Raw genomic sequence first — 23,689 nt, forward strand, 5'->3', positions numbered from 1 at the left:
ATCTTAGATGGTGCGGGATATCACCGCAGTGACTTAGTCAAAGATGCAGCGTTTGTCCTAAATATCGAACTACATTATCTTCCACCTTACAGTCCAAACCTCAACCCAATTGAGCGGCTTTGGAAGGTAATGAACGAGCAGTCGAGGAATAACGTTTACTTCAAAAATAAACGAGACTTCAAGGAAGCCATCGATCAATTTTTTACTGTGACTCTTCCAGAGATCGCAGGTTCACTGACGTCTCGAATCAATGATAATTTTCAGGTACTCAAGCCTGCATTTTCAAGTTGATTGGGTATAATCAACTTGGATGTGAAGTAGTAGAGTTAAACATACAAGTTGACCACGTGCATTTAGTAGTAAAGATTCCACCAAAGCTATCGATATCCAAGTTGATGGGGGTATTGAAAGGCAAAATAGCCTTAAAGCTATTTAGTAAGTTTCCTCATCTTAGGAAGAACAGGCTTTGGGGTAATCACTTTTGGCAAAGAGGCTATTTTGTCGATAGTGTTGGAATCAATGAAGAAATCATACGCCGATATGTAAGACATCAAGAGAAGCAAGAGCGAGTAGAGCAGCACCAGTTGGCGTTGGATTAAACAAAGGCCCCCTTTTAGGGGGCTCACACAAAGCCACCTTCTTTAGAAGGTGGTAATTTACTTGCTACTTGCAAAAAAATTGTAACTTTGTATTATTTGCATCCAGTAGTACAAATGATAATAATTAGCACTAGCAATAAAGAATAATTATTAAGCTCAACAAGGATGCTTTTCAAATGAATGTAAAATCTCTATTGGCTCAATCAGTCGCAGCGTCGTTACTGATGGCAAGTGGCTCAGTATTCGCAGCAAATGTAACCAAAGAACAAGTTGTTGAGCACTATGCTGACGTTGCTCATGCTGTGTTTGCCGATTCACTGACTACAGCGCAATCGCTAGAGAAGTCGATCGAAGTCTTTCTGGCTAACCCAACGGCCGAAAAATTCCAGCAAGTAAAACAAGCTTGGCTTGAGTCTCGCGTTCCATACCAACAGTCTGAAGTTTTCCGTTTTGGTAACGCTGTTGTCGATGATTGGGAAGGTCAGCTAAATGCGTGGCCGCTGGATGAGGGCCTCATTGACTACGTATCACCTGAATACCAATACGAACTGGGTAATGAAGGCGCAAATGCCAACATCGTTGCTAATAAGCAGCTAACGATCGGTGCAACAAGGTTAGATGTAGCGAAAATTACACCAGAGCTGATTGCTGATCTAAACGAAGTCGGTGGTTCGGAAGCGAACGTCGCATCTGGTTACCATGCGATTGAGTTCCTTCTTTGGGGGCAAGATTTAAACGGAACTAATGCAGGAGCAGGTGCGCGTGCATACACAGATTTTGTGGTCGGTGAAAACTGTACCAACGGCAACTGTGAACGTCGTGGTGACTATCTAAAAGCCGCCGCTGAGTTACTCGTTCAGGACTTAGAGTGGATGGAAAATCAGTGGTCAGCGGATGTTAAAGGCAACTATCGTGAAGAGTTGATCAACGATTCCGCAGATAAAGGGTTGCGTAAAATGTTGTTTGGTATGGGGTCACTTTCTCTTGGCGAATTGGCTGGTGAGCGTATGAAAGTTGCTCTAGAAGCCAACTCAACGGAAGATGAGCACGACTGTTTCTCGGACAATACGCACAATTCACACTACTACAATGAGCAAGGCATCTACAACGTCTACACTGGCACATACCAGCGTCAAGACGGTACATTGTTAGCTGGTCCTAGTATTCACGAACTTGTTGCTCAGAAAGACAAACAGGCAGCCAAAGAGATTCAAAAGCAATTTGATGTCACTCGTGCACAAGTGGGTCAGTTAGTGACTTCTGCTGAAAAGAACAACCAGTTCTTTGACCAGTTGATTGCTGCTGGTAACACGCAAGGTAACGCATTGGTCAATGAAACCATCATGTCGCTAGTGACGCAGACAGCTCAAATTGAACGAGCGGCAAAAATTGTCGGTATCACGAGTTTGAATCCAGACACCGCAGATCACGAGTTTTAATCGCTCGATGACTTAAACCGAAGGGCTCATTAGAGCCCTTTTGCCGTTTTTTATCTAATGTGTTTTTGAGAATTATTCCCATTTAATCTGTGCGGTTATAGCGCCTTATGAGAGCTATCAGAATGAAGTTGTACTTGAAACCAGTTTTAACCTGTTTGCTAATGCTTAGCACCTCCATGTCATCCTTTGCTTATGATGTCACGTCGGGAGGCAAAACAACGGTCGAGAAAGAAGGCCCCAATGCGTTCTCGCTGCCAGCGGGCAATTTGCCTATGTCAAAACGTCTGGACTTTAGTGTCGGAAACAGTTTTTTCCGTAACCCTTGGGTTCAGGCTCCAGCGTCTACCGATGCACGTGATGGGTTAGGGCCGCTGTTTAATACAAATGGGTGCCAAAACTGTCACATTAAAGATGGGCGAGGTCATCCGCCAGAGGCCAATGATCTTCACGCGGTCTCGATGTTGGTGCGATTAAGTATTCCGCCAATGACTGCTGAGCAGAAAAAGGCGTATATCAAAGATGGCACTATTCCAGAGCCAACTTATGGTGGTCAACTACAAGACTTTGCTCTGCAAGATCAAACGGTGGAAGGCCAAATAAGAATTACATACCAAGAGGTTCCGGTGACTTTTGCTGACGGAACACGCGTGTCATTGCGCAAACCGAATTTATCGATTGTTGAGTTGGGTTACGGAGAGATGCACCCACAAACGCAAATGTCTGCTCGTGTTGCGCCGCCAATGATAGGTCTTGGATTGCTAGAAAGTATTCCTGCTGCAACACTAAAAGCATGGGCAGATGAGCAAGACAAGGACGGAGATGGTATCTCAGGAAAACTGAATATCGTCTGGGACGTTCGTGGCAATGATTTTGCTATCGGTCGATTTGGCTGGAAAGCGGGACAGCCGAACTTAATGCAGCAGAATGCTGCGGCTTTTAACGGCGACGTGGGTCTAACTAGCTCGCTATTTCCAAATGAGAACTGTACTGCTAAGCAGACACTTTGTCGCGAGTTACCTAACGGTGGTTCACCTGAGGTCAGTGATAACATTCTTGATTTCGTAGAGTTCTATTCACAGCACTTAGCGGTCCCAGCAAGACGTAATATCAACAAGCCGGAAGTTAAATTAGGGCAACAATTGTTTGCAAAAGTGGGTTGTGAAAGCTGTCATAAAACCAATGTAAAGACGGCAACACGCGAAGAACTGCCATCGTTGTCTAACCAAACCATTCACCCATACACTGACATGTTACTGCATGATATGGGGCCAGGGCTTGCTGACAATCGCCCAGAATATCTGGCGAATGGGCAGGAGTGGAGAACACAACCTCTATGGGGTATTGGTTATACCAAAGAAGTCAATGGCCACACTTATTTTCTGCATGACGGACGTGCACGTAACCTGATGGAAGCAGTACTGTGGCATGGCGGAGAAGCTGAAGCCGCAAAACAGAAGGTGTTGCAGTTTAATCAGACAGAACGAGATGCACTGATTGCATTTCTTAACTCGCTATAGGAATTACCGATGAACTATACCAAGCTTGTTTTAGCCTCATCATTTTCGTTGTCACTCTTGGGGTGCCAAAGTATTGGAAATGATGCAAATCAGCCTCAACTGACTGATCACTATAGTCAGGCCGTTTATCAAGTCGAGTTTATGTCTGCGCAGAAGTTTAGAACAGAGGCCGATAAGCTCACTGACTCGATATCAAGCTATTGTGCTTCGACCACAGATATTGAAGCAGTCAAATCTCAATGGCATCAGACTATGCTGAGTTGGATGGCGCTCCAAGGACAAGAGCGTGGCCCAGAAGCGGCTTTGGCCCAAAGCTGGAACGTACAGTTTTGGCCCGACAAAAAAAATACCACTGGGCTTAAAATGAGTGCATTGATTAAGCAGCCTAATGCTTGGTCAGCGCAAGCGATTGCGCTTCAGAGTGTTACCGTTCAGGGACTAGGTTCAGTCGAATGGTTAGTGTTTGATCAAGCCTCTGATTTGAAGGGGAATCCTCGAACTTGTCAGACCGCGACGTCGATTGCAGAAAATCTTCAAAGTAATGCCAATAAAATTGCTGACGCATGGACGTTGAACCCATGGGTTGAGCTTAACGAGCAGCAATGGCAATCAGAGTATATTGCGCTGCTGTCTAACCAGCTCGAATACAGCATGAAAAAAATGAGCCGCCCGCTGGCGAATTTTGGTCAACCTCGCCCATATTTTTCAGAGTCTTGGCGCTCTAAAACATCGATGCAAAACCTTCGTGCCAATATAGTAGCGATAGAAAAACTCTATTTTTCCGAGGGCAATGGACTGGATGCCATACTGCGTCAGCAAGACAAATCGGATCTTGCCGATCGAGTGGCTAATCAGTTTGCAATGACCATTGAGACTTGGCCAACGGACATGAGCTTGTTCGATATGTTGCAAACCAAGCAAGGCTACCAAAACGCCTACTCTCAATACAATAAACTAGAGCAATTGCAATATCTGATTCATGAAGAAGTCGCGATTGAACTAGGCGTAATTATAGGATTCAACGCAACTGATGGTGACTGATAGTACTCGTCGTAAATTGCTAAAGGCGGCTCTATTTGCAGCGGCTTATCCGCTTGTTGGATGTGTTTCTACCAAACCGAAAATGAAGCAACCCTCTCTGGTTGGGTGCGCAATTGCAGGTCGAGATCGTTACAGTGCAGTGGTTGCAGATTCATATGGTATGCCAATCCACTCAGTATCCCTCCCGCAAAGAGGGCACGGTGTCGCCACTTTAGCGCAACTGAATCACGCCGTGGCCTTTGGACGTCGGCCAGGGACCTTCTTTCAGGTGTTTGACTTTCAGACCGGTGATGTGATCAAACTGAGAGCTGCGGACAGCAACCGTCATTATTACGGACATGGTGTCTACTCAAATGACGGGCAGTGGTTATATGCCACTGAAGGTGAGCGTGGTACCAGCCGAGGCATTATTGGTATTTATGATGTTGCTGCAGGTTACAAAAAAGTCGCTGAGTTTAGCGGGTTTGGCGTCGGCCCTCATGAAGTGATCGTGATGCCAAATGATATCTTGGTTATCGGTGTCGGCGGGGTGCACACTAATGGGCGTGAGCCGCTCAACTTGGCTACAATGATGCCGAGTCTGAGTTACTTAAATCACAATGGCGAGCTTATTGAGCAAGTGGGACTGAGCGACCACAAACTCAGTATCCGACATTTGGCCCACGATGGTTCAGACACGGTACTGTGTGGGCAGCAGTACCGAGGTGAGGCGGATGAATATCCTTCGCTGTTGGCTATGCATAAAGTGGGAGGAGAGCTTGTGCCGTTACAAGCAGAGCCTGAGCAGTGGGCTCGCTTTGATCATTACATTGCGAGTATCGCGGCAACGCAAGAGTGGATTTTAGCGACTTCTCCTCGCGGCAACTGCTACGGCATCTGGTCGAAAGAGACGCACCAGCTGGTTGAGTTGGCTCCACTGCCTGATGCCTCTGGAGTCGTCGTTGAAAGTGATCAGTTTAAAGTGAGCTCAGGTAGCGGTGGTGTGATTAGCCAGTCCGCGCCAGGCGCTAAGGAGATCGTGCAATCTGGTGTGCAGTGGGACAACCATTGGGCGAAACTGAGCGGCTAATTTCTGAAAAACTTAGACACTCCCGTCAGTCTTAAAAACAAGTCATACCGAGCGCTTTCATCTCTGCCATACTTTACCTAAACGTATGGCAGGGATGTGACAATGCGAAGATGGGCTTATTGGTTGATATTATTGTGTCTGACTCCTTCAGCGGTGCTATCTGCCCCTTATTTTAATCAGATAGGATGGTTGAAGTCGGACAGTCAACTGCACCGATTGTTGCAATACCCTGCTGTGGTTGAAGATATTTACCGCAATAACAACGATCAGATGATCTGGTTCGATCTGCAACAAAGTAGCAAGTTAGAGTTTCAGCTAGAAGTCATCGATCTCGCTGGCTTTAGCGCGTTGTTTTCCCGTCAGCTAAGCTATTTGCAGTTTTACCGCAAGAGCAATCGCTGGTACGAGTATGACTTACTTGCGACCGATACCTTACTGCTTTACATGAGTTATGCCGAAGTGGCGAAGACTCGTGGGCAAGACTGGTTCTTTGAACGCAAAATGACGCAACCTCTGCCTCTTCCTCCCAACAGTGCACTAATTGCTACCCACAGAGCGATTGGGCAGCAGCAACTGGGTGAGTTGATCGAAGCGTATACTCCTGACTCTTCAGGTTATCAGGATCTCGTTGACACTTACCTGCATATGGTCAAATACCAAAAAATCGATACGCCAGTGTATCGACAGTCAGGTTTGGTTAAGGTTGGAGATAAGCTGGACAATCGGGATGTACTGCTTCAAAGGCTAGAAATAGTCGACGTTAACCTCTTGGATGTACGCAAGGACGTGAGTTGGTATGACCGTTCACTAGAAAATGCGGTGAAAGAGTTTCAGCGACTACATGGCTTAAAGGCAGACGGCATAATTGGTCCAGAAACCATTAAGTGGATTAACTTACCGATCGAGAAGCGGCTAGCCATTTTAGCGATTAACGCTGAGCGTATTCGTTACTGGCCAGCAGAACGAGACACGATTATCGTGGTCAATGTGCCGAGCTTCCAAATGAAATACTGGAATTCGGGACAAACGGTATTCGAATCAAAAGTAGTGGTGGGTAAAAAGGCTCGTCCAACACCCCTAATGATGACGAAGTTAGATTCCTTGATTCTCAATCCTACCTGGAATGTCCCTTGGAAAATCATGGTGGAAGATATTATCCCGAAAGTGCAGCAGGACAGGGATTATCTCGTCAATCATAATATCCAGATTATTCCCAAATGGGGCTCACAAGAAGTGATAGACCCAAACGATATTGACTGGGAGAACCTCAAGCCAGAGACGTTTCCTTATCGTATGACGCAGCTTTCAGGGCGCGCTAACGCGTTAGGCCTTTATAAATTTAATACGCCTAATCGACGAGCGATATATCTGCACGATACACCAAGTAAAAACCTGTTTGCTGAAACACAACGAGCGTTTAGCTCAGGATGTATTCGAGTTGAGAACGCTGATGTGTTTGCGGATACCTTACTGCAAACACAGGGTTTAGTGATGGATGAACAAGCTCAACAGACACCGAGACCCAATCAGTCGATCCCTCTCAAAAATCGTATACCAGTCCATATCATTTACCAAACGGCATGGTATGAGGAAGGCAATGTCCACTACAGGGAAGACATTTACCGCCTCGACAGATTTAGTTACACAAAGGGATAAACTTGACCAAACCTTTACCGAGGCAATTCGAAACTATTTTTATCAATAGGTTCAACAATTAAGCAAAAAGATCGTGCTCAAGTGCCACCTTGAGCACGTTTTATGCATTTGCACTTCACAACAGAGTTAGGTAGTGTCACCAGTCGACACGTTAGAGCAACAATTATTGTGAAGGTATTTGAAAGTGGCATTATCCCGACGAGATTTTATTAAGCTGGCCGGAAGTGGTTTGGTAGTAGCGAGTTGTATTCCTAGTATCGCTTTGGCGAAATACCCAGATCAACCTCGAACTCTTGCACTGACAAACCTCCATACACGAGAAGCGCTTGAAACATGTTACTTTGATGGTACCCGTTACGTTTCACGAGAACTTAACCGACTGAATCACCTTTGCCGCGATTTTAGACGTGACGAAGTCTATCCAATGGATAAGAAACTGTTCGATCACATTAGCTTGATTCAGAAAGCGCTAAGTGTCGAAGCTGAAGTTCAGATTATCTCAGGCTACCGCTCTCCAGCGACGAATGAATCATTGCGCGGTAAGTCAAAGGGTGTGGCAAAGAAGAGCTATCATATGCTGGGTCAAGCGATAGATTTTCGTCTTGACGGTGTCAGTCTGAAGCGCGTGCGAGACGTTTCTAGAGAGCTACAACTTGGTGGCGTAGGTTACTATCCAAGTAGTAATTTTGTTCATATTGACACTGGTCCAGTTCGCTATTGGTCATAGCTTTATCACTAGGGCGCGGGTCGAGTGTTGTCAAAGCGCTTGGCAAATGTCATAGTTCAGCGAGTTAAGACGTTTATCAAGGTTTATTTATGTCACTTAAGTATCAAGTCGTTCCTGTCACTTCGTTTTCTCAAAACTGCTCTATTGTTTGGTGTGACCAAACAATGGAAGGTATCGTTGTTGATCCAGGCGGCGACGTGAAACAGCTCGCGATGCTAATCAAAGAACTTGGTGTCAAAGTGGTTAACCTTGTTTTGACCCATGGTCACTTAGATCATGTTGGCGGTACAGAACCGTTGGCTGATGAGCTAGGCGGTGTAGAAATCGTTGGTCCGCATAAAGATGATAACTTTTGGCTACAAGGTCTTGAAGGCCAGAGCCAAATGTTTGGTTTCCCTTTGACTCAAGCGTTTGAGCCAAATCAATGGCTTAATGACGGCGATAAAATTGTGTTTGGTCAACAGGTTATGAATGTCATTCACACTCCGGGACACACTCCGGGCCATGTTGTGCTTTACAGCGAAGAAGCGAAACTGGCTTTTGTTGGTGATGTTCTGTTCAATGGTTCTGTGGGGCGTACCGATTTCCCGAAAGGGGATTTTGATACCCTAATTAACTCGATTAAGAGCAAGCTATGGCCACTAGGTAACGATGTGTGCTTTGTCCCTGGTCATGGGCCAGAGTCAACGTTTGGTCGTGAACGCGCTTCGAATCCATTCGTTGCGGATGAAATGCCTCTTTACTAACGGAATACACAGAAAAGGTCGCTTATGCGACCTTTTTAATGGGCAGGAGATTGCCGACTAGCCATTCCATTACTCCTCAGGATCGGCAGCGGCTAAATAACGTCGAGCAAGGCCGACAAAGTCTTTGGCATCTCTATCAAGGTCATTTGCTGAGATAAAAATATCGTAATCGAAATACTCACGCTGATATCTCATTCGATTAGCTAACATCGCTTGCAATCCCTTAAATTCCTTACCACTTGAGTTTCGATAAGATTGTGAGTCTAAAACGATCTCTTCAAAACGTTCACTTTGATGATGCTGGCGAGCGCCCAGATAGAGCAGGGCGCGTTGACTGAGCAGAATTTCAGTCGCTATTCGCGGGCATATGCTCTCTAAGTAAGGGGAGTAGTTTTTAATCTTAATTCCAATCCAAGGAAGAGGCTGTTGCCATCCCTCCTGATCATAATGGCAGATACCTATCTTTTGAATGTTGTTCCACTTGAGTACCCAGCCACCTTTAAACAGGTGTTGCTGAAAGTGACTGGCTGTCAGGGTAAATTGAACGGTACTTTTTAGCACTAACAAGTAGCCGAATCCGAGCAGACAAAGAACCGCAATCACGGTTAAAACGGCTTGTTGCCATCCTGGTGCATAGAGCATAAGAAACAGGAAGCCGATGACAAAAAGTCCGACTAACCAGCGACTCGTAATCGGTGAAATGAGGAAAGGGTGATTGGTTAAGTGTACCGTTTGCATATTCCACAACCCGTAAGTGTAATACCTCTGTTTATATACTCAGTAGTGACGAATTTGATCACTGGAGAGACTGATTAAATTGTAGTCTGATCCAAGCATATCGCGCATTTTTGTGGCATAAAACCCCCCATGCTCTGTAAATGGGTGCAAAATTTTGGTATAAATCGCGCTTCAAATTTTCACCACTGCTCCGTATGCAGTGAAATGGAGAGATACTCGATGAGACTTGCTCACAAGCGCAAAGTGCAGGCAAAACTGCAAAAACGCATCAAAGCGACAGTTGCAAATGTACAAGCAACAAAGAAAGCTAAGCCTGCAGTTGAGAAGAAAGTAGCTGTAAAACCAGCAGCGGAGAAAGTAGTCGTTGCTGCAACAGCAACAACTGACGTTGCGCTTACTCCAAAGCAGCAACAAGTTCTAGAAATCGTTGTTAGCAACGCAGAAGGCATCAACCCTAAAGGTATCGGTCTGGCAGCGGGTCAAGACGATGCTAAAGCAGCATCTTGGGCAACGGGTGCGCTGAAGAAACTATTAGAAGAAAATCTAGTAGTCAAAGAGCAACTAGCGGGCAACAAAGTTATTTATAAAGCAGTTTAATTGCCGCTGGAAAAATCACTGCAAGCCTAAGTGCTTTGCTGATTAATGTGTATTAGCCTCGACTTATGTCGGGGCTTTTTCATATCTAGTGGTAATTTTATCTGTCCAAGTCACACTTTTTATCAATATATTTATTTTCTATCGCGTACGACTTACTAAGTATATCCTCATAGTGCTGAGTTGATGCCTCAATTTAATACTATGTTTTTAAAGGTATTTATTTGTTTATGGACTTTTGGCTACGTATTAATACGTAATTCTTTAGTCGAATTTTACGTGTCGCTGTTAAATTTTATCAGTGTTCTCGCTGATTTTATCTTGTTAATAGATGACTCAATCTATAAGTGAAACAAAAGGTACCTAGATGGGTATGACCGTTAAACAAAGGACGTGAACATGAGTCTTATTAAACAATCTCTAAAAAGAGTATTAAAAGTGACGGCGATGGCAGCAGCTCTCGCGGTTATGTCGACTTCAGTATCCGCAGCTGAAAAAGTTTATCGCTTAAAGCTTGCTGAAACTTGGGGACCAAATTTCCCAGTGTTTGGTGACGCAACAAAGAATATGGCGGCAATGGCTGAGAAAATGTCTAATGGCCGTTTGCAAATTCGTATCGACTCAGCGAACAAACACAAAGCGCCGTTAGGTATTTTCGATATGGTTAAGTCTGGTCAATATGACATGGGTCACTCAGGCTCTTACTACTGGAAAGGCAAAGTACCTAACACTCTTTACTTCACTTCTATGCCTTTCGGTATGACACCAGCAGAGCAGTACGCGTGGTTCTACCATGGTGGTGGTATGGAACTGATGGATAAAGTCTATTCCCCTCACAACTTACTCTCGTTCCCTGGTGGTAACACTGATATTCAGATGGGCGGCTGGTTCCAGAAAGAGATCAATTCAGTCGAAGATTTGCAAGGTCTTAAAATGCGTATCCCAGGTTTTGCTGGTGAAATCTTAGCTGAATTGGGCGCAAAACCAACCAACATCGCACCTGGTGAACTGTACACGTCGCTTGAACGTCGTACGATTGATGCGTTGGAATGGGTTGGACCTTCACTAGACCTACGTATGGGCTTCCACAAAATTGCACCTTACTACTACACGGGTTGGCATGAGCCAGGTTCAGAACTTCAATTCCTAGTGAACAAACGTGTATGGGAGGGATTGCCAGAAGATCTACAAGAAATCCTACGTGTGGCTATGCGTACAGCGGCTTACGATATGTACACGCAAGCAACGCACGAAAGTGGCAAAAACTGGGTTTCTATCAAGTCTGAATATCCTGATGTTCAGGTTAAAGACTTCCCACCTGAGGTAATGAATGCACTGCATGAAGCGAATGACCGTCTACTGGCTAAGCATGCTGAGTCTGACGACCTTGCGAAAGAGATTCAGAAATCTCAAGCAGATTACCTAAAACAAGTTCGTTCATGGACAGATATTTCACACCGTGCTTACCTGAACAGCCAAGCACAATAATAATTAGAATTGCCATGCGTGACGGTGTCACGCATGGTGCTAAGCCCAAGAAAAACCTCTAATAAACGCCATGCCAATCAGCATGGCGTACATTCAAAATTCCATGGAGTAGGGAATGAGAAGCCTAATTTATATCGAGCGAGTATTTAATCGCTTTGGTGACTTCCTCGGATGGTTATCAAGTATATTGTTCATTTTGTTATTGGCTAACGTCGTGTATGACGTAGTAATGCGCTATGCCTTTAATGATGTTTCAATTGCCTTTCAGGAAATGGAATGGCATCTATTCTCAGCGGTTTTCCTACTCGGCATTCCTTATGCCATTAAAGCGGGTGGCCATGTTCGAGTAGACCTGTTCTATGAGCGCTTGTCTCATAAAGCTCAGTCAATCATCGATATGCTTGGAACACTCTTTTTCTTACTACCATTTTGTATCCTTGTGACTTACTACGGTATCGACTTCGCCAAAGAGAGTTACGCACTGGGAGAAACATCGGGCGATCCGGGTGGCTTACCTTACCGCTGGATTATCAAGGCTATGATTCCATTGTCTTTCTTGTTCATGGCTATTAGCGGTATTGGTCTATTTCTTCATTCATTAAACAAGATCGTTAACCCGCATCTAATCTACGCAGAAAAACAGAAGTAAGGAGACAGGAAAATGGTTGGTATTGTAATGTTTTTTGTTGCCTTGTTTGCTCTGCTACTTGGCTTCCCTGTCGCGTTTACCTTTGGTGGTATCGCTCTTATCTTTGGTGTTTGGGCTGAAGGTTGGGATATGTTTGCCTTTATGCCTTACCGCGTTCAGTCGATAATGGAAAATACGGTTCTGATGGCCGTTCCGCTGTTTGTTTTTATGGGCTTGGTTCTGCAAAAAACACGTCTAGCAGAACAGTTACTTGAGTCCATGGGCAAACTGTTCGGTGGGGTACGTGGTGGTATTGCGATTTCTACCGTTTTGGTTGGTGCCTTACTTGCTGCGTCTACTGGTGTGGTGGGTGCTTCCGTGGTGGCAATGGGCTTAATCTCTCTCCCTGTTATGCTCAAGTACAATTACGACAAAGGGTTAGCATGCGGCACCATCTGTGCGTCTGGTACTTTAGGACAAATCATTCCGCCATCTATCGTATTGATTCTATTGGGTGATGTGCTCGGTGTCCCTGTAGGCGACTTGTTTCAAGCAGCGGTTTGGCCTGGTCTCGCCCTCGTAGGTGCGTATGTGGTCTATATCTTGATTTACGCCAAGTTAAATCCAGAAGCGGCTCAACCGATTCCGAGTGATGGTGATATCAGCCGCAAAGAGGAAGTCATTAAAGCGTTAAAAGCGGTTGTTCCGCCGCTCGCTCTAATCGTTGTCGTGTTAGGTTCAATTTTTGCTGGCATCGCGACACCAACAGAGTCTGCGGCGCTAGGTGGTGCGGGTGCTATCGTACTGGCTCTACTATACCGCCAGTTCAGTTGGTCTATGGTCTACGAAGCGTCAAAAGAGACGGTGAAAGTGACGGCGATGGTATTTGCGATCTTGTTGGGTGCGACTGCATTCTCTATGGCATTTACTTACACTGGCGGTGACTATTTAGTCGAAGAGTGGATGCTGCAATTACCTGGAGAGAAGTGGGGCTTCCTCATCATTACCATGCTGGTTATTCTGATCCTCGGCTTCTTTATCGACTTCGTAGAAATCTGTTTCATTATCGTACCGATTCTTGCGCCTGTTGCAGAAATCCTTGGCATCAATATGACTTGGTTTGCGATTCTGATTGCGATGAACTTACAGACATCCTTCTTGACGCCACCCTTTGGTTTCAGTCTGTTTTATCTCAAAGGCGTTGCGCCAAAAGGAGTGACGACAAGAGATATCTATCGCGGTGTAATGCCATTCATCGGCATACAAATCGCGGTATTGATAACCCTACTTGTCTTCCCACAATTTTACGGAATGTGATCATTTAATTACAGTTAGTCTACAACTCCTGTTAAAGTTAGGTTGCTTGCCCACTAGGGTAAGCAACCTATGTTGTTTTAAAGGGGGAAGGGAATGCCTCTACAAGCCAAGCTGATTGTACTCAGCTTATTGCCACTACTCCTAGTTACGGCTTTGACCAGTTGGATCTCCATTCATCAAGCAAAAACATTGGGTGAGAAAGAGATCCAAATATTTGAAGATGGACTGATTCGTTCAAAAGAAACGGCACTTAAAGACAAAGTGGACTTGGCGTTTGACGCGATTTCGCACATCTACAATGATGAAGAGTTGCCAGAAGAAGCAGCGAAACAACAGGTTAAAGAAGTCTTGACTAAGCTTCGCTACGGTAAAGATAAAGACGGTTATTTCTTTGCCTACGACGAAAGCGGTACCAATCTTGTTCATCCTGTTATGCCAGACCTCGTTGGACAAAATCTATTGCATATTCGAGATAAGAATGGCGACTACCTGATTAAAGCGCTGTTGGCTGAAGCACAGAATGGTGGCGGCTTTCATCAATATTTGTGGCAAAAACCTTCAACAGGGGAAAATGTCACCAAGTTAAGCTATGCCGCATGGTTAGATAAATGGAATTGGATGGTCGGCACTGGGCTTTATATCGAAGATATCACCTATGAAGTCGCCAATCTGAAATCTGAAGTTAACCGCAATATAGAGACGACCTTTTTCTCAGTAATTGTGATTGTGGTGGTTACCGTGGGTGTCATTGTGGTGATTACCTTGGCGGTTAATCTGCATGAACACAAACTGGCTGATAGAAGCTTAAAACAGCTAGCGCACCAAACAGTGATGTTCCAAGAGGATGAGAAGAAACATTTAGCACGGGAGTTGCATGATGGCATCAATCAGCTTCTGGTATCGAGCAAATGCCATTTGGAGTTGCTGGCGAGCAAAATTGACGATGCTGCATTGCAGCAACACCTTCAAAAGTCTCAGCAGTCGCTGACCACAGCAATTAATGAAGTTCGCCATATTTCTCATAACTTGCGTCCTAGCGCCCTTGATGATATTGGTTTGGAAGCCGCACTTAATAGTTTGTTGCTCGATTTTAAATCACACTCTGGCGTCGAAATCGAAGCGTCACTATCGACTCAACCTGGTAAGTTACAATCCGATGCTGCAACGACGTTATACCGTGTGGCTCAGGAATCACTGACTAATATAGAAAAACATTCACATGCCAATAATGTCAGTGTGATACTGCAGCAAATGGGCAATATGTTGCAACTGATTATCCGTGATGATGGCGTTGGCTTTGATGTCGGAAGCGCCCTTAGGAAAAGCGGTATCGGGCTGAGAAATATGCGCGAAAGGGTTGAATTTATTGGCGGTGACTTCGAAGTAGAAAGTGAGCCGGGGTTCGGAACGGAAATAACTGTGTTACTGGAATTGGACGGATTAGTTTATGGATAAACCGATAAAAGTGGTGATTGTCGATGATCACCAAGTTGTTTTAGATGGATTTATCGCTCGTTTAGAAACTGAAGATGATATTGAGGTGGTTGGTTCTGCCAGCAACGGTGTGGAAGCGATAACAGTGGTCAAAGCTTTAATGCCCGACGTTGTATTGATGGACGTGAGTATGCCACTGATGAATGGGATTGATGCGACAGCTCTAATCAAAGAAGAGATGCCTGATGTAAAGGTGTTAATGCTCACAATGCATGACAATCGTGAGTACATTATGAAAGTGATGCAGGTGGGAGCTGTCGGTTATATGCTCAAGGAAATCTGTGCACGTCGAATGGTCCAAGCGATTAAAACAGTCTATCAAGGATCGACCTACTTTTGTGAATCAGTAACTCAGACCTTGTTTTCTCAACAAGTGATCCCGAGTAGTAAGAAACCCAATCCACTTAGCCGACGTGAAGAGGCGATTTTGAAGTTGGTGGCGGAAGGCAAGAGTAGTAAGGAAATTGCCTCTTTGTTGAACATTAGCTATCGAACAGTGGAAACCCATCGTCAGAATATAAAGCATAAGCTTGACCTGCATAGTACGGCGGAGCTGGCTAAGTACGCTTTTGAGAAGGGTATTGTTGCCTGATTTGTAATGAACGTAAGTATGCGCGACTGTGGCGAAGTGCAGTGTTAAGGTAAATGTCGATTTTTTCGGTAAGTTTTACCGATAAAGATTTCAACAACCTCATTCCTTGGTTAGATCAACAACGCAACGGTCACTCAATCTTAATACATGGTGTGACGGGCGATGATTTAAAAGATCACACCGATTATGCCGACTGGCTAGGCGATGCGATTGATCTGAATCTTACGATTTTTGCTCTCGACAAATAGGGCTTGTCTATTCGGTAAATAACCTGAGTTGTTCCAATGGCGCCGCTTGTGTAAAAGCGTTGACTTATTTCATCATTGGGCAGAATTGGCAATGGAGCAACTCATCGATGCGTTGTTTACGCACGGTTATTATGTATGGGACGATTTTTTAAATGAAGATGAAGTTGCACAGTTAAGGGAATGTATTCCAGCAGATTGGAAAAACGCTCGAATTGGACGTAACGAAGAAAGGGCACTAGAACGTAAGATTCGTAGCGACAAAATTCAGTGGTTACAGCCTACAATGGGATTTCCAGTCAAATGTTGCCTACAAACGCGGATCGTTACAGTATTGCTGGATGGTTCCGCGTTAACGGGGTTAAAGACAACCTGCTCGATATTGCCCGTTAATCCTCTAAAAACAGAAGTGACAATTGTCTGCTGTTAACCCATGAACACCTTGTCGACTCGCAAGGTGTTCTTCGCCTTGTTTCCGTCCCATCGTATACCCCTCATCGCGCCACCTTCTACAACAAGTGCTCTCATAATGTCCTCAACTCAAAACGATCGATAACCGGAGTCTAACCAGCTGTAGCGCAGGAGGATAATGGATGGTCTATATCGTTGTGATAGCTTCAATCTATCAAGGTGTAGCAATACATTATGCGACTTTAAGTTGTGCCTGTTTTTTTATACAGTATTTTCTTGACGTAGTGAATTGAGTATCTATACTGTTTATAAATACAGTTGTATAGGAGGCTAGTATGTTGTCAGAAACCATCGAACGCGTTAACCGCCTACGTCAACAGGCTTTGTGTGATCCAAAATTCATTCAATCAGCCAAAGCACATGAAAAGGCGCTCAAAGCTCAAGAGCAGCAGAATAGTGCTGCGAAAAAACTCAAATCTAAAGTGAGAAGAGACAAGAGTCTCGCTGAGATCTATCATCAAGCTGAGTTTGGTCAGCGCTCTGATAGCTCGACACACTAACTGAACGCCGAAGCAGCCTAACTGGCTGCTTTTTTGCGCAAAAAAATGGCCGCTTTACAGCGACCGCACAAACAGGAAGTAATGGATATAATAGGTAAGCAATGCGCATTCAGCCATTGATACCTTTATTGAGTCTAGTCCATGATCTTAGTTTGGCGAGCTGTCGTTCTATAAATTGCGTCAATTTCTGATTGGGGCATTGATTTTTCTTCTGAATTTCAATGGTTCCAATACTGTATTTACTATATTTTTCAGGCTATATATCTGTAGTGTAGTTATGAATCCAACGATTATTGTTGTTGATTTGCATTTATTTGGACTAATTCACTGCTATTGATTCCAACCATTGATCGATGACAATGAAAGGTGAGATTTGTTTGCTATGTATGCGATATGCCTCGCATTAGGTCTGCCTATTCAAAGTTAATCGTCGTAAAATCCCTTCCTTCTGATTGCGTCCCGTGGAAACAACATGGATAACAAACTTGGCTTGAGCTCCCTGACCGCCATCGTCATCGGTTCGATGATTGGAGCTGGTGTGTTTAGCTTGCCACAAAATATGGCTTCGGTAGCTAGCCCTGCTGCTGTAATGATTGGCTGGACAATCACTGGCGTGGGTATGATCTTTCTTGCGCTCTCTTTCCAAACGCTTGCCTCACATCGACCAAATGTCGACAGCGGTGTTTTTGGCTACGCAAAAGCGGGATTTGGGGATTTTGTTGGTTTTTGCTCAGCATGGGGCTACTGGCTAAGCGCAATGTTGGCCAACGTCTCTTATCTGGTTATCGTATTCAGCACTCTAGGGATGCTATTTGATACTCCGGATAACGTTATTTTTGGTCAAGGCAACACGGTAATTTCGATTATTGGTGCATCTTGCTTGCTGTGGATGGTGCATGCGCTGGTGTTGCGCGGTGTCCAAACTGCCGCATTGATTAATATGGTGACAACGTACGCAAAACTGGTTCCGCTGATGGTGTTTATTGTCTGTGCGATGCTTGCCTTTAGTTGGAACACTTTCACTCTTGATTTTACCGGCGTTCATTTTGGTGAGGAGCACAGTCTATGGTCGCAAGTGAAGAGTACGATGCTTGTGACGGTATGGGTGTTTATCGGCATTGAAGGCGCTGTTGTCGTCTCAGGTAGAGCTCGAAACAGAAAGGACATCGGGCGAGCGACGATTCTAGGGCTACTTACCGCGTTAGCAATCTATGTATTCGTCACCTTACTTTCAATGGGTGTGGTAAAGCCGGTTGAACTGGCTCAATATCAAAACCCATCTATGGCGCGAGTATTGACGGTCATTTTAGGTCCATGGGGACAATACATCATCAGTATTGGGTTACTGATCTCCGTGTGTGGTGCATTTCTTAGCTGGACAGTTCTTGCGTCTGAAGCGCCTTATCTATGCGCTAAGGAGAAGATGTTTCCTAAAAGTTATGCGCGACTGAACGAAGCGGGGAGTCCGGTTAAGCCGCTGACCTTAACGAATATCTGGATTCAGGTTTCCCTAATCTTTGTCATGTTCGCTGGTAGTACTTACGACACCTTGCTGATTATCGCTTCAGAGATGATTTTGGTACCGTATTTCTTAGTCGGAGCATTTGTCCTAAAAATCGCCATTGAAGAGAAGAATCGAGGCAGCCTACTTTTTATCGGTCTCGGTGCATCTGTTTACGGACTATGGCTGTTGTACGCGTCTGGTCTCAACTATTTATTGTTGTCCGCAATACTCTATCTGCCCGGACTGTATTTCTACATCAAGGCCAAAAGTGAACAAGGCGTGAATCCATTCGCAGGAAAGGAAAAGCTTGGAGCAAGCATGCTTGGAGTAACAGCGCTCTTCTCGATGGCTCTTCTGTGGCAAGGCAGCCTTAGTCTCGGATTTTGACACTTTCCCCCGCGTTATTGCGGGGGATTTTTTTATCGGCTCTTGGCTGCATAGCGGTATCGTGCGCTTTCCAGCACAGTGAATGCTAAACCCACCCAAATAAGCCCAAAGCTGATGAGTTTTACTTCATCGAAGAGTTCACCAAATAGATAAACGGCAAGAAGAAACTGGATAGATGGTTCGATATATTGCATCAAGCCAATTGTTGTTAAAGAGGTCAGTCGTATAGCGATCGAATAGAAGACCAAAGGGAGTAGCGTTGCTGGAGCTGAACCAAGATACAGCATAAGAGTCGTCGTATCTGAGTGAAGGGATACGGCCCCAAAAGTAATCTCTTTAACCAGCATGTAGATCGCTGCGATAGGCAGTAAAACCAAGGCTTCGACAAACAGACTCGTAGCCCAATCGAAACCGATTTGCTTTTTCAGCCAGCTGTAGAGTGAGAAAAACACAGCGATCGAAATGGCAACAAGGGGGATCTCACCATAATGAATGATTTGATAAATAAGCCCAATGCATGCCAACAGGAGCGCGACTTTTTTGCCTAGTGACAGGCATTCGCCAAGCAAAATTACCCCAAGCGCCATTGTTACAATCGGACTGATGAAAAAGCCCAGACTTGATTCCATGACTCTTTCATTAGTTAACGCCCAAGTGAACGCAAGCCACGAAAAAGACATAACAATAGCGGCAGCAAAGGTATATACGAGAGAGCGTTTATCTAACCAGATAGCGGTTAAATTAGGTAAGTGTTTGGTAGACATGAGGACGATGAGCACGCCGAGAGGAACAGAGGCGATCAACCGTATCGCCAGTAACTCATCGCTCGCAGCGTTGGGTAGGTATTGATAGTACAAAGGCAACAACCCCCATACTACGAAAGAAAAGGCTGCCATTCCGTTGCCTAGACGATGGTCAGACATAATGACCTCATGTCAATTAATCGTTAGAAAAATCTATTACCTCTAAGCTAGAGTGTAAAGAAATTAGTCACTCAGTGAGTAATGTTTGGAGCATTGTTCTGTTGTCATACAAGGCTGGTAGAATAATAAGTAATAAAAATGTTAAATTTCAGTGGTGTGGTCAGCAAGACACTCAGCTGCCGACTGAGAAACGGGGATTCGCTCTCAGTAGAGAGAGGACAACGGCAATAGGTCTGTAGATGTAAGTCCTTGTATGTTAGATTATTATCACCTTAAGTACTGACTAAATAGGAAGTACTATAATTAATGTATATAGCTGGATGCTGAGTTGTAGGGAGCAAGAGCATGAAGGACTTAGATCAGAAACGGAAATATTACCGTTTAAAATACCCAAAGCGAGCAAGGCCGTTTGTAAAGTTTGCAGATGAAATGTTTCAAGTCACAGAGGTGTCCGAGGGTGGGATAAGAATGGTGATGAACAACTTCACCTCTATGTACAAGGGCTTAACCGTCAAAGGTGTTCTAAACCTCCATGATGAAAACTCAGTCGACATAGAGGGAGCGGTACTGCGTTTTGACAGCGACGAAGTGATAATTCAACTTCGCGTTGGCCCAACCTTCAAAATTATGGTTGATGAACAGCGTCATATTAAAAATAAATATCCAGTCTTCTTCGCACGTTTAAGAGAACGAGTTGCGTAACATTAGCGGCATGACTTTTCTCTCTTTTAAGAGATCACACTCTGTTTAATCATCAATCCAGCCATACTGAACCTTGCAACAAACGTTCTCCTATTCAAACCGACCGTCTATAGTTCAAAGCGTTAACTAGATAGAATTATCTGTTCTCGCAGTGAATCGTCATAGAGATCAAGAGCGTGTCATATATTTTAATTAAGGTGCTCAACTTCGGACTGGATTGCCCGTTTTCAATTCTACAAATATGAGAAGGGGAAGTATTACACAGTTGAGCCAAGTCATCTTGAGTCATTCCAAGGAGCTGTCTCTTATTTCTTATAGTACTAATTAGTTCTTGTTCATTCATAAATTATCAAACTATGTATCGAGTTGCTCAATATCGATATGCTGAGTGATCTTATCTTCTTTCTCAACAATAGTCTCAAACTAGACAATGGAAACTGAGATTCTTAGCCCACTAGTCACTGTTGATTCCTATTTGAAACACAATTAATTATTTTTGATAAATCTGATTTTATTATTTTAGCTTGAATGAACTAACAATTTAGATGCTTGGTTTTCTAATCTAAAGTTTATGATGCTTGTGGGTGGATTGGAATATTCTGACAAATTTTTAATAAAATCAATTGAATTTTACTTAATGCTCTAAATGGCAATTTGGCTGGGATTCTGCGCAATGTATGGGGTATTCGCCACTGATGGAATTTCGGCTGGCGACATAAAATTGCTTTTAACTTCAATGGCTTGACGTCAATTCTTTATGCCGATAGAGGGTCATCTAGTTGTTGTTACTATATTGATACAAAATAACAGAGGCTTTTGGTAATATTGTGTCGAAATTACCTAATATGATAAGACAGCCCAATGAAACTTAACTTTCGAAATCTATCCACTAAAACGAAATCTATCCATTAAAGCATGGTTAATCAGTCTGTTTTCACTAGTATTTCTGACCATTTCACTACTATTTTCCATGTATTGTCAGTATGTAGTGAGTTCGAAGAAAGCAACGCTAATCGCCAGCATTCACTTGATTCGACTAAAAAATATATGGGAAGGATGTTATCGCAACATACAATATCAGATTGATGTTATTGAAAGCCTCTGCGAGGGATATCGATGAAGTGGACTATACAGATAGAATAGACCGATGGTATGAGAGTAGTCTGAAAAATCTTACTGACATTGCTGGTAATGCTGATCAACCTAATTAGTGTTTCTGTAACCGAACTGTCTTACACCGCACAAGAAGTCAATAACAACGCGAATTATGGGCAAAAAGCGCCTGATGATGTGAAAAGCCAAGTCGTCATTGGTCAGGTTGGCATGGATAGATCAAGAGAGATCACTAAGATGATTTCTTTATCAATCAACAAAGCGGCGGAACTGGTTTTGGAGCTAAAGAATAGCTCTTGAAACATTAGCCAGGTCACCGAAGTGATTAATAACATCTCGGAGCAAACGAATTAAATGTCACTCTTCTCCTTAATATATGCAACGTGTGTAATGAAACAACCTATATCTTAGGTAAGATAAGTCTGAAAATTATGTGTTACTGATACATAATTGTATGACTTTGTTACAATAAAGACATTAAAAGGTAAACGGGTATTTTGTCAGAAAATACTTAACTAAATTGTTGCCTAAGAGTGTATGTTGAATGGTTTAATCTTTGTTTGGTCAAAGTTGTAAACATTCAATGGCCGATAGTTCTGATTGATGGTTTATAGATAACTTTTGATTGGACAGATTTAAGGCGTCTTCCTTCCGATTTTATTAATCGTAAGGCCTCTTAGTAAAATTAAGACAGTGGTGCTACTTGCATTTCAATAGGGGAAGAGTCTTGAAGCGAATCCTATTATTAGAAGATGACCTATTTACTTCTAGGCTAATAAAAGGAGCATTGGAAAAGGTTGGATTTATAGTTGTACAATCATTTGATGTTTCCTCTGCTTTTCATGCTGCGGTGGGGAATCATTTTGATCTTGCTATTTTTGATGTTCAGTTACCTTCTGGGTCAAGTTTGGATTCATTTTCTCGGTTAACGAAAATACTCGATTGCCCGGTAATCGTCTATACCGCCAAACAAAGTACCAGAATCGAATTAAAAAGCTTTGAGATGGGGGCGTCTGATTTTTTATTAAAGCAGAGAGGAGTGGATATCCTGATAAGTCGAGTTAAGCGACTTGTCAATATGGAAGATACTGAGCACTTTAAGGCTTATCACGAAGAGGCCGATACTCCTTGTTTTGAAATTAATAAGGATCAGCGTACGTTCGAATATAACGGTACTGTATTGGAGTTGACAAAAAATGAAGCCAATATTTTGTTCTTTATTTTGTCACAGGATAACTTCTTTGCTGACCGGGAAGAATTAAGTTATTCAACAAAAGGGCATGGCTATGATGGTTGGAGTCGGGCGCTCGATCTTGCGATTAGTCGCCTGAGAAAGAAAATCAGTCAACAAACCTGCGGCAAAGTAGAGCTACAGTCAGTCAGGGGCAAGGGATACAAAGTGAATTTCAATAGATAGAAATAAATAGTGAAAAGGCCCAATGAAATACCGATGCGAGGAGCTAACCTACTTAATTGACAACGTCTGCTTTGGTAATAAAGCGGACGCAATGACACTCATCCAAAGTTTAAGAGAAGAGATTTTAAAGTTGGGGCGATGTTGCTCGTTTGGCCACTCATCGTTTGTTCTCATTGATGACATGAGCCGCAGAAGACATAAGTTGGTTGGTAGTTCAGGTTTGTTGGGACTGTACTCACTTTCCAATCATCTGAGACAAATGGTCTTTATCGACGAAAAATATGAATACAACTATCTGATAATAATGAGTTCGTTGAGATTTTCAATTTATTATCTAGATGAGCTTATTTTCTATCTTCGCCGAGAGATCATCTGAGTACATATGTAATCAATCATGAATTTTCAAGATATAAACGTCCTAATTGCGGAGGATTATCCTCTCAATGCTATTGTGCTAATCAAGATGTTGACACATCTTGGCGCGAAATTTATGCATTTTGAGGATGGAGAAAGCCTCGTTTTGCACTATCGAAATAACCGTAACTACGATCTGATTTTTATGGATCTAGAAATGCCTTATCTAAATGGATTTGAAGCCAGCGATTTGATTAGAGAGTTTGATATCGATATTCCTATCATCGCATGCAGTGCACATTGTTACGATGATATAAAAAATGAACTCAATAATAGTCAAATGAATGGTTGCTTGAAGAAACCTTATACCATCGGAGAATTGGTTGACGTCATTGTTAGGGTTTGCTGATTGCTTATAGATAGGTATT

Annotated in this window: 23 protein-coding genes and 3 pseudogenes; 23 read left to right on the plus strand and 3 right to left on the minus strand. The window is 43.6% G+C overall.

Features of this window, described 5'->3' with window-relative positions; all coding sequences use genetic code 11:
- From DA100_RS05780 to DA100_RS05820, 9 genes and pseudogenes are all read left to right on the plus strand, one after another.
- Positions 1-291 (plus strand): transposase (locus DA100_RS05780; RefSeq protein ID WP_171052152.1); only part of this gene is annotated, 291 nt, incomplete at its 5' end.
- Between the two features lie 17 nt (positions 292-308).
- Positions 309-599 (plus strand): annotated as a pseudogene (gene tnpA / locus DA100_RS05785) (IS200/IS605 family transposase); the annotation flags it as partial.
- A 176-nt stretch (positions 600-775) separates the two neighbouring features.
- The gene (locus DA100_RS05790) at positions 776-2,038 is read left to right on the plus strand and encodes an imelysin family protein (RefSeq protein ID WP_138971325.1); all 1,263 of its coding nucleotides are present in this window, start codon (positions 776-778) and stop codon (positions 2,036-2,038) included.
- Positions 2,039-2,160: 122 nt separating this feature from the next.
- The gene (locus tag DA100_RS05795; RefSeq protein ID WP_138971326.1) at positions 2,161-3,555 is read left to right on the plus strand and encodes a di-heme oxidoredictase family protein; all 1,395 of its coding nucleotides are present in this window, start codon (positions 2,161-2,163) and stop codon (positions 3,553-3,555) included.
- A gap of 9 nt (positions 3,556-3,564) precedes the next feature.
- A complete protein-coding gene (locus DA100_RS05800) occupies positions 3,565-4,596 on the plus strand; it encodes an imelysin family protein (RefSeq protein WP_138971327.1) in 1,032 nt (343 codons plus the stop codon).
- Positions 4,586-5,665 carry a DUF1513 domain-containing protein gene (locus DA100_RS05805; protein ID WP_138971328.1) on the plus strand — a complete coding sequence of 360 codons (1,080 nt, stop codon included), beginning with the start codon at positions 4,586-4,588 and terminating at the stop codon, positions 5,663-5,665. The genes DA100_RS05800 and DA100_RS05805 overlap by 11 nt, the downstream gene beginning before the upstream one ends.
- A gap of 102 nt (positions 5,666-5,767) precedes the next feature.
- Positions 5,768-7,321 carry a L,D-transpeptidase family protein gene (locus DA100_RS05810; protein WP_138971329.1) on the plus strand — a complete coding sequence of 518 codons (1,554 nt, stop codon included), beginning with the start codon at positions 5,768-5,770 and terminating at the stop codon, positions 7,319-7,321.
- Positions 7,322-7,505: 184 nt separating this feature from the next.
- Positions 7,506-8,048, plus strand: a complete 543-nt coding sequence (locus tag DA100_RS05815) for a DUF882 domain-containing protein (protein WP_138971330.1) — start codon at positions 7,506-7,508, stop codon at positions 8,046-8,048.
- 89 nt (positions 8,049-8,137) lie between these two features.
- Entirely contained in the window at positions 8,138-8,794 is a 657-nt protein-coding gene (locus tag DA100_RS05820) for an MBL fold metallo-hydrolase (protein ID WP_138971331.1), read from the plus strand.
- A gap of 69 nt (positions 8,795-8,863) precedes the next feature.
- Here DA100_RS05820 and DA100_RS05825 read toward each other — a convergent pair whose 3' ends face one another.
- The gene (locus DA100_RS05825) at positions 8,864-9,532 is read right to left on the minus strand and encodes a DUF2982 domain-containing protein (RefSeq protein WP_138971332.1); all 669 of its coding nucleotides are present in this window, start codon (positions 9,530-9,532) and stop codon (positions 8,864-8,866) included.
- Positions 9,533-9,751: 219 nt separating this feature from the next.
- Between DA100_RS05825 and DA100_RS05830 the strand changes: the two genes are divergently transcribed.
- The 8 genes and pseudogenes from DA100_RS05830 to DA100_RS05865 all read left to right on the plus strand — a co-directional run bounded on the left by DA100_RS05830 (position 9,752) and on the right by DA100_RS05865 (position 16,283).
- Positions 9,752-10,129, plus strand: coding sequence for a MarR family transcriptional regulator (locus tag DA100_RS05830; RefSeq protein WP_138971333.1), 378 nt, complete (start codon positions 9,752-9,754; stop codon positions 10,127-10,129).
- A gap of 396 nt (positions 10,130-10,525) precedes the next feature.
- Positions 10,526-11,614: a TRAP transporter substrate-binding protein gene (locus DA100_RS05835; RefSeq protein WP_138971334.1), complete on the plus strand. Its 1,089-nt coding sequence runs from the start codon at positions 10,526-10,528 to the stop codon at positions 11,612-11,614.
- A gap of 115 nt (positions 11,615-11,729) precedes the next feature.
- Complete coding sequence (locus DA100_RS05840; RefSeq protein WP_138971335.1) at positions 11,730-12,263, plus strand: TRAP transporter small permease subunit; 534 nt, start codon at positions 11,730-11,732, stop codon at positions 12,261-12,263.
- A 12-nt stretch (positions 12,264-12,275) separates the two neighbouring features.
- Complete coding sequence (locus tag DA100_RS05845) at positions 12,276-13,559, plus strand: TRAP transporter large permease subunit (RefSeq protein ID WP_138971336.1); 1,284 nt, start codon at positions 12,276-12,278, stop codon at positions 13,557-13,559.
- A gap of 93 nt (positions 13,560-13,652) precedes the next feature.
- Complete coding sequence (locus tag DA100_RS05850; RefSeq protein ID WP_138971337.1) at positions 13,653-15,014, plus strand: cache domain-containing protein; 1,362 nt, start codon at positions 13,653-13,655, stop codon at positions 15,012-15,014.
- Entirely contained in the window at positions 15,007-15,645 is a 639-nt protein-coding gene (locus tag DA100_RS05855; protein ID WP_138971338.1) for a response regulator transcription factor, read from the plus strand. Before DA100_RS05850 ends, DA100_RS05855 begins: the two co-directional genes overlap by 8 nt.
- Before the next feature lie 53 nt (positions 15,646-15,698).
- Complete coding sequence (locus DA100_RS05860; protein WP_138971339.1) at positions 15,699-15,893, plus strand: DOPA 4,5-dioxygenase family protein; 195 nt, start codon at positions 15,699-15,701, stop codon at positions 15,891-15,893.
- A gap of 91 nt (positions 15,894-15,984) precedes the next feature.
- A pseudogene (locus DA100_RS05865) lies at positions 15,985-16,283 on the plus strand (hypothetical protein).
- A gap of 4 nt (positions 16,284-16,287) precedes the next feature.
- Here the strand turns inward: DA100_RS05865 and DA100_RS21250 are convergent.
- Positions 16,288-16,389, minus strand: a pseudogene (locus DA100_RS21250) (patatin family protein); the annotation flags it as partial.
- Between the two features lie 247 nt (positions 16,390-16,636).
- On the opposite strand from DA100_RS21250, the gene DA100_RS05875 reads away from it, so the two are divergent.
- Positions 16,637-16,861 (plus strand): hypothetical protein, encoded by a 225-nt coding sequence (locus DA100_RS05875; protein WP_138971340.1) that lies wholly within the window; start codon positions 16,637-16,639, stop codon positions 16,859-16,861.
- A gap of 472 nt (positions 16,862-17,333) precedes the next feature.
- Positions 17,334-18,752: a basic amino acid/polyamine antiporter gene (locus DA100_RS05880; RefSeq protein ID WP_138971341.1), complete on the plus strand. Its 1,419-nt coding sequence runs from the start codon at positions 17,334-17,336 to the stop codon at positions 18,750-18,752.
- Between the two features lie 32 nt (positions 18,753-18,784).
- Here DA100_RS05880 and rarD read toward each other — a convergent pair whose 3' ends face one another.
- Complete coding sequence (gene rarD / locus DA100_RS05885; RefSeq protein WP_138971342.1) at positions 18,785-19,675, minus strand: EamA family transporter RarD; 891 nt, start codon at positions 19,673-19,675, stop codon at positions 18,785-18,787.
- Positions 19,676-20,020: 345 nt separating this feature from the next.
- On the opposite strand from rarD, the gene DA100_RS05890 reads away from it, so the two are divergent.
- The 4 genes from DA100_RS05890 (at position 20,021) to DA100_RS05910 (ending at position 23,670) form a co-directional block, all read left to right on the plus strand.
- Entirely contained in the window at positions 20,021-20,377 is a 357-nt protein-coding gene (locus DA100_RS05890; protein WP_138971343.1) for a PilZ domain-containing protein, read from the plus strand.
- Positions 20,378-21,568: 1,191 nt separating this feature from the next.
- A complete protein-coding gene (locus DA100_RS05900; protein WP_138971345.1) occupies positions 21,569-21,790 on the plus strand; it encodes a hypothetical protein in 222 nt (73 codons plus the stop codon).
- 427 nt (positions 21,791-22,217) lie between these two features.
- Positions 22,218-22,907 carry a response regulator transcription factor gene (locus DA100_RS05905; RefSeq protein WP_171052153.1) on the plus strand — a complete coding sequence of 230 codons (690 nt, stop codon included), beginning with the start codon at positions 22,218-22,220 and terminating at the stop codon, positions 22,905-22,907.
- Between the two features lie 394 nt (positions 22,908-23,301).
- Complete coding sequence (locus DA100_RS05910; RefSeq protein WP_138971347.1) at positions 23,302-23,670, plus strand: response regulator; 369 nt, start codon at positions 23,302-23,304, stop codon at positions 23,668-23,670.
- Positions 23,671-23,689 lie beyond the last annotated feature (19 nt).

Source organism: Vibrio sp. Hep-1b-8 (genome assembly GCF_006124995.1).
Lineage (GTDB): Bacteria > Pseudomonadota > Gammaproteobacteria > Enterobacterales > Vibrionaceae > Vibrio.

Bases quoted from the DNA above. Each gene is read 5' to 3' on its own strand.
- DA100_RS05840 (WP_138971335.1), top strand. From the start codon at position 11,730: ATGAGAAGCCTAATTTATATCGAGCGAGTATTTAATCGCTTTGGTGAC.
- DA100_RS05810 (WP_138971329.1), top strand. From the start codon at position 5,768: ATGCGAAGATGGGCTTATTGGTTGATATTATTGTGTCTGACTCCTTCA.
- DA100_RS05880 (WP_138971341.1), top strand. From the start codon at position 17,334: ATGGATAACAAACTTGGCTTGAGCTCCCTGACCGCCATCGTCATCGGT.
- DA100_RS05890 (WP_138971343.1), top strand. From the start codon at position 20,021: ATGAAGGACTTAGATCAGAAACGGAAATATTACCGTTTAAAATACCCA.
- DA100_RS05795 (WP_138971326.1), top strand. From the start codon at position 2,161: ATGAAGTTGTACTTGAAACCAGTTTTAACCTGTTTGCTAATGCTTAGC.
- DA100_RS05800 (WP_138971327.1), top strand. From the start codon at position 3,565: ATGAACTATACCAAGCTTGTTTTAGCCTCATCATTTTCGTTGTCACTC.
- rarD (WP_138971342.1), bottom strand. From the start codon at position 19,675: ATGTCTGACCATCGTCTAGGCAACGGAATGGCAGCCTTTTCTTTCGTA.
- DA100_RS05860 (WP_138971339.1), top strand. From the start codon at position 15,699: ATGTCGATTTTTTCGGTAAGTTTTACCGATAAAGATTTCAACAACCTC.
- DA100_RS05830 (WP_138971333.1), top strand. From the start codon at position 9,752: ATGAGACTTGCTCACAAGCGCAAAGTGCAGGCAAAACTGCAAAAACGC.
- DA100_RS05845 (WP_138971336.1), top strand. From the start codon at position 12,276: ATGGTTGGTATTGTAATGTTTTTTGTTGCCTTGTTTGCTCTGCTACTT.
- DA100_RS05820 (WP_138971331.1), top strand. From the start codon at position 8,138: ATGTCACTTAAGTATCAAGTCGTTCCTGTCACTTCGTTTTCTCAAAAC.
- DA100_RS05850 (WP_138971337.1), top strand. From the start codon at position 13,653: ATGCCTCTACAAGCCAAGCTGATTGTACTCAGCTTATTGCCACTACTC.
- DA100_RS05855 (WP_138971338.1), top strand. From the start codon at position 15,007: ATGGATAAACCGATAAAAGTGGTGATTGTCGATGATCACCAAGTTGTT.
- DA100_RS05875 (WP_138971340.1), top strand. From the start codon at position 16,637: ATGTTGTCAGAAACCATCGAACGCGTTAACCGCCTACGTCAACAGGCT.
- DA100_RS05805 (WP_138971328.1), top strand. From the start codon at position 4,586: ATGGTGACTGATAGTACTCGTCGTAAATTGCTAAAGGCGGCTCTATTT.
- DA100_RS05835 (WP_138971334.1), top strand. From the start codon at position 10,526: ATGAGTCTTATTAAACAATCTCTAAAAAGAGTATTAAAAGTGACGGCG.
- DA100_RS05910 (WP_138971347.1), top strand. From the start codon at position 23,302: ATGAATTTTCAAGATATAAACGTCCTAATTGCGGAGGATTATCCTCTC.
- DA100_RS05900 (WP_138971345.1), top strand. From the start codon at position 21,569: ATGCTGATCAACCTAATTAGTGTTTCTGTAACCGAACTGTCTTACACC.
- DA100_RS05825 (WP_138971332.1), bottom strand. From the start codon at position 9,532: ATGCAAACGGTACACTTAACCAATCACCCTTTCCTCATTTCACCGATT.
- DA100_RS05790 (WP_138971325.1), top strand. From the start codon at position 776: ATGAATGTAAAATCTCTATTGGCTCAATCAGTCGCAGCGTCGTTACTG.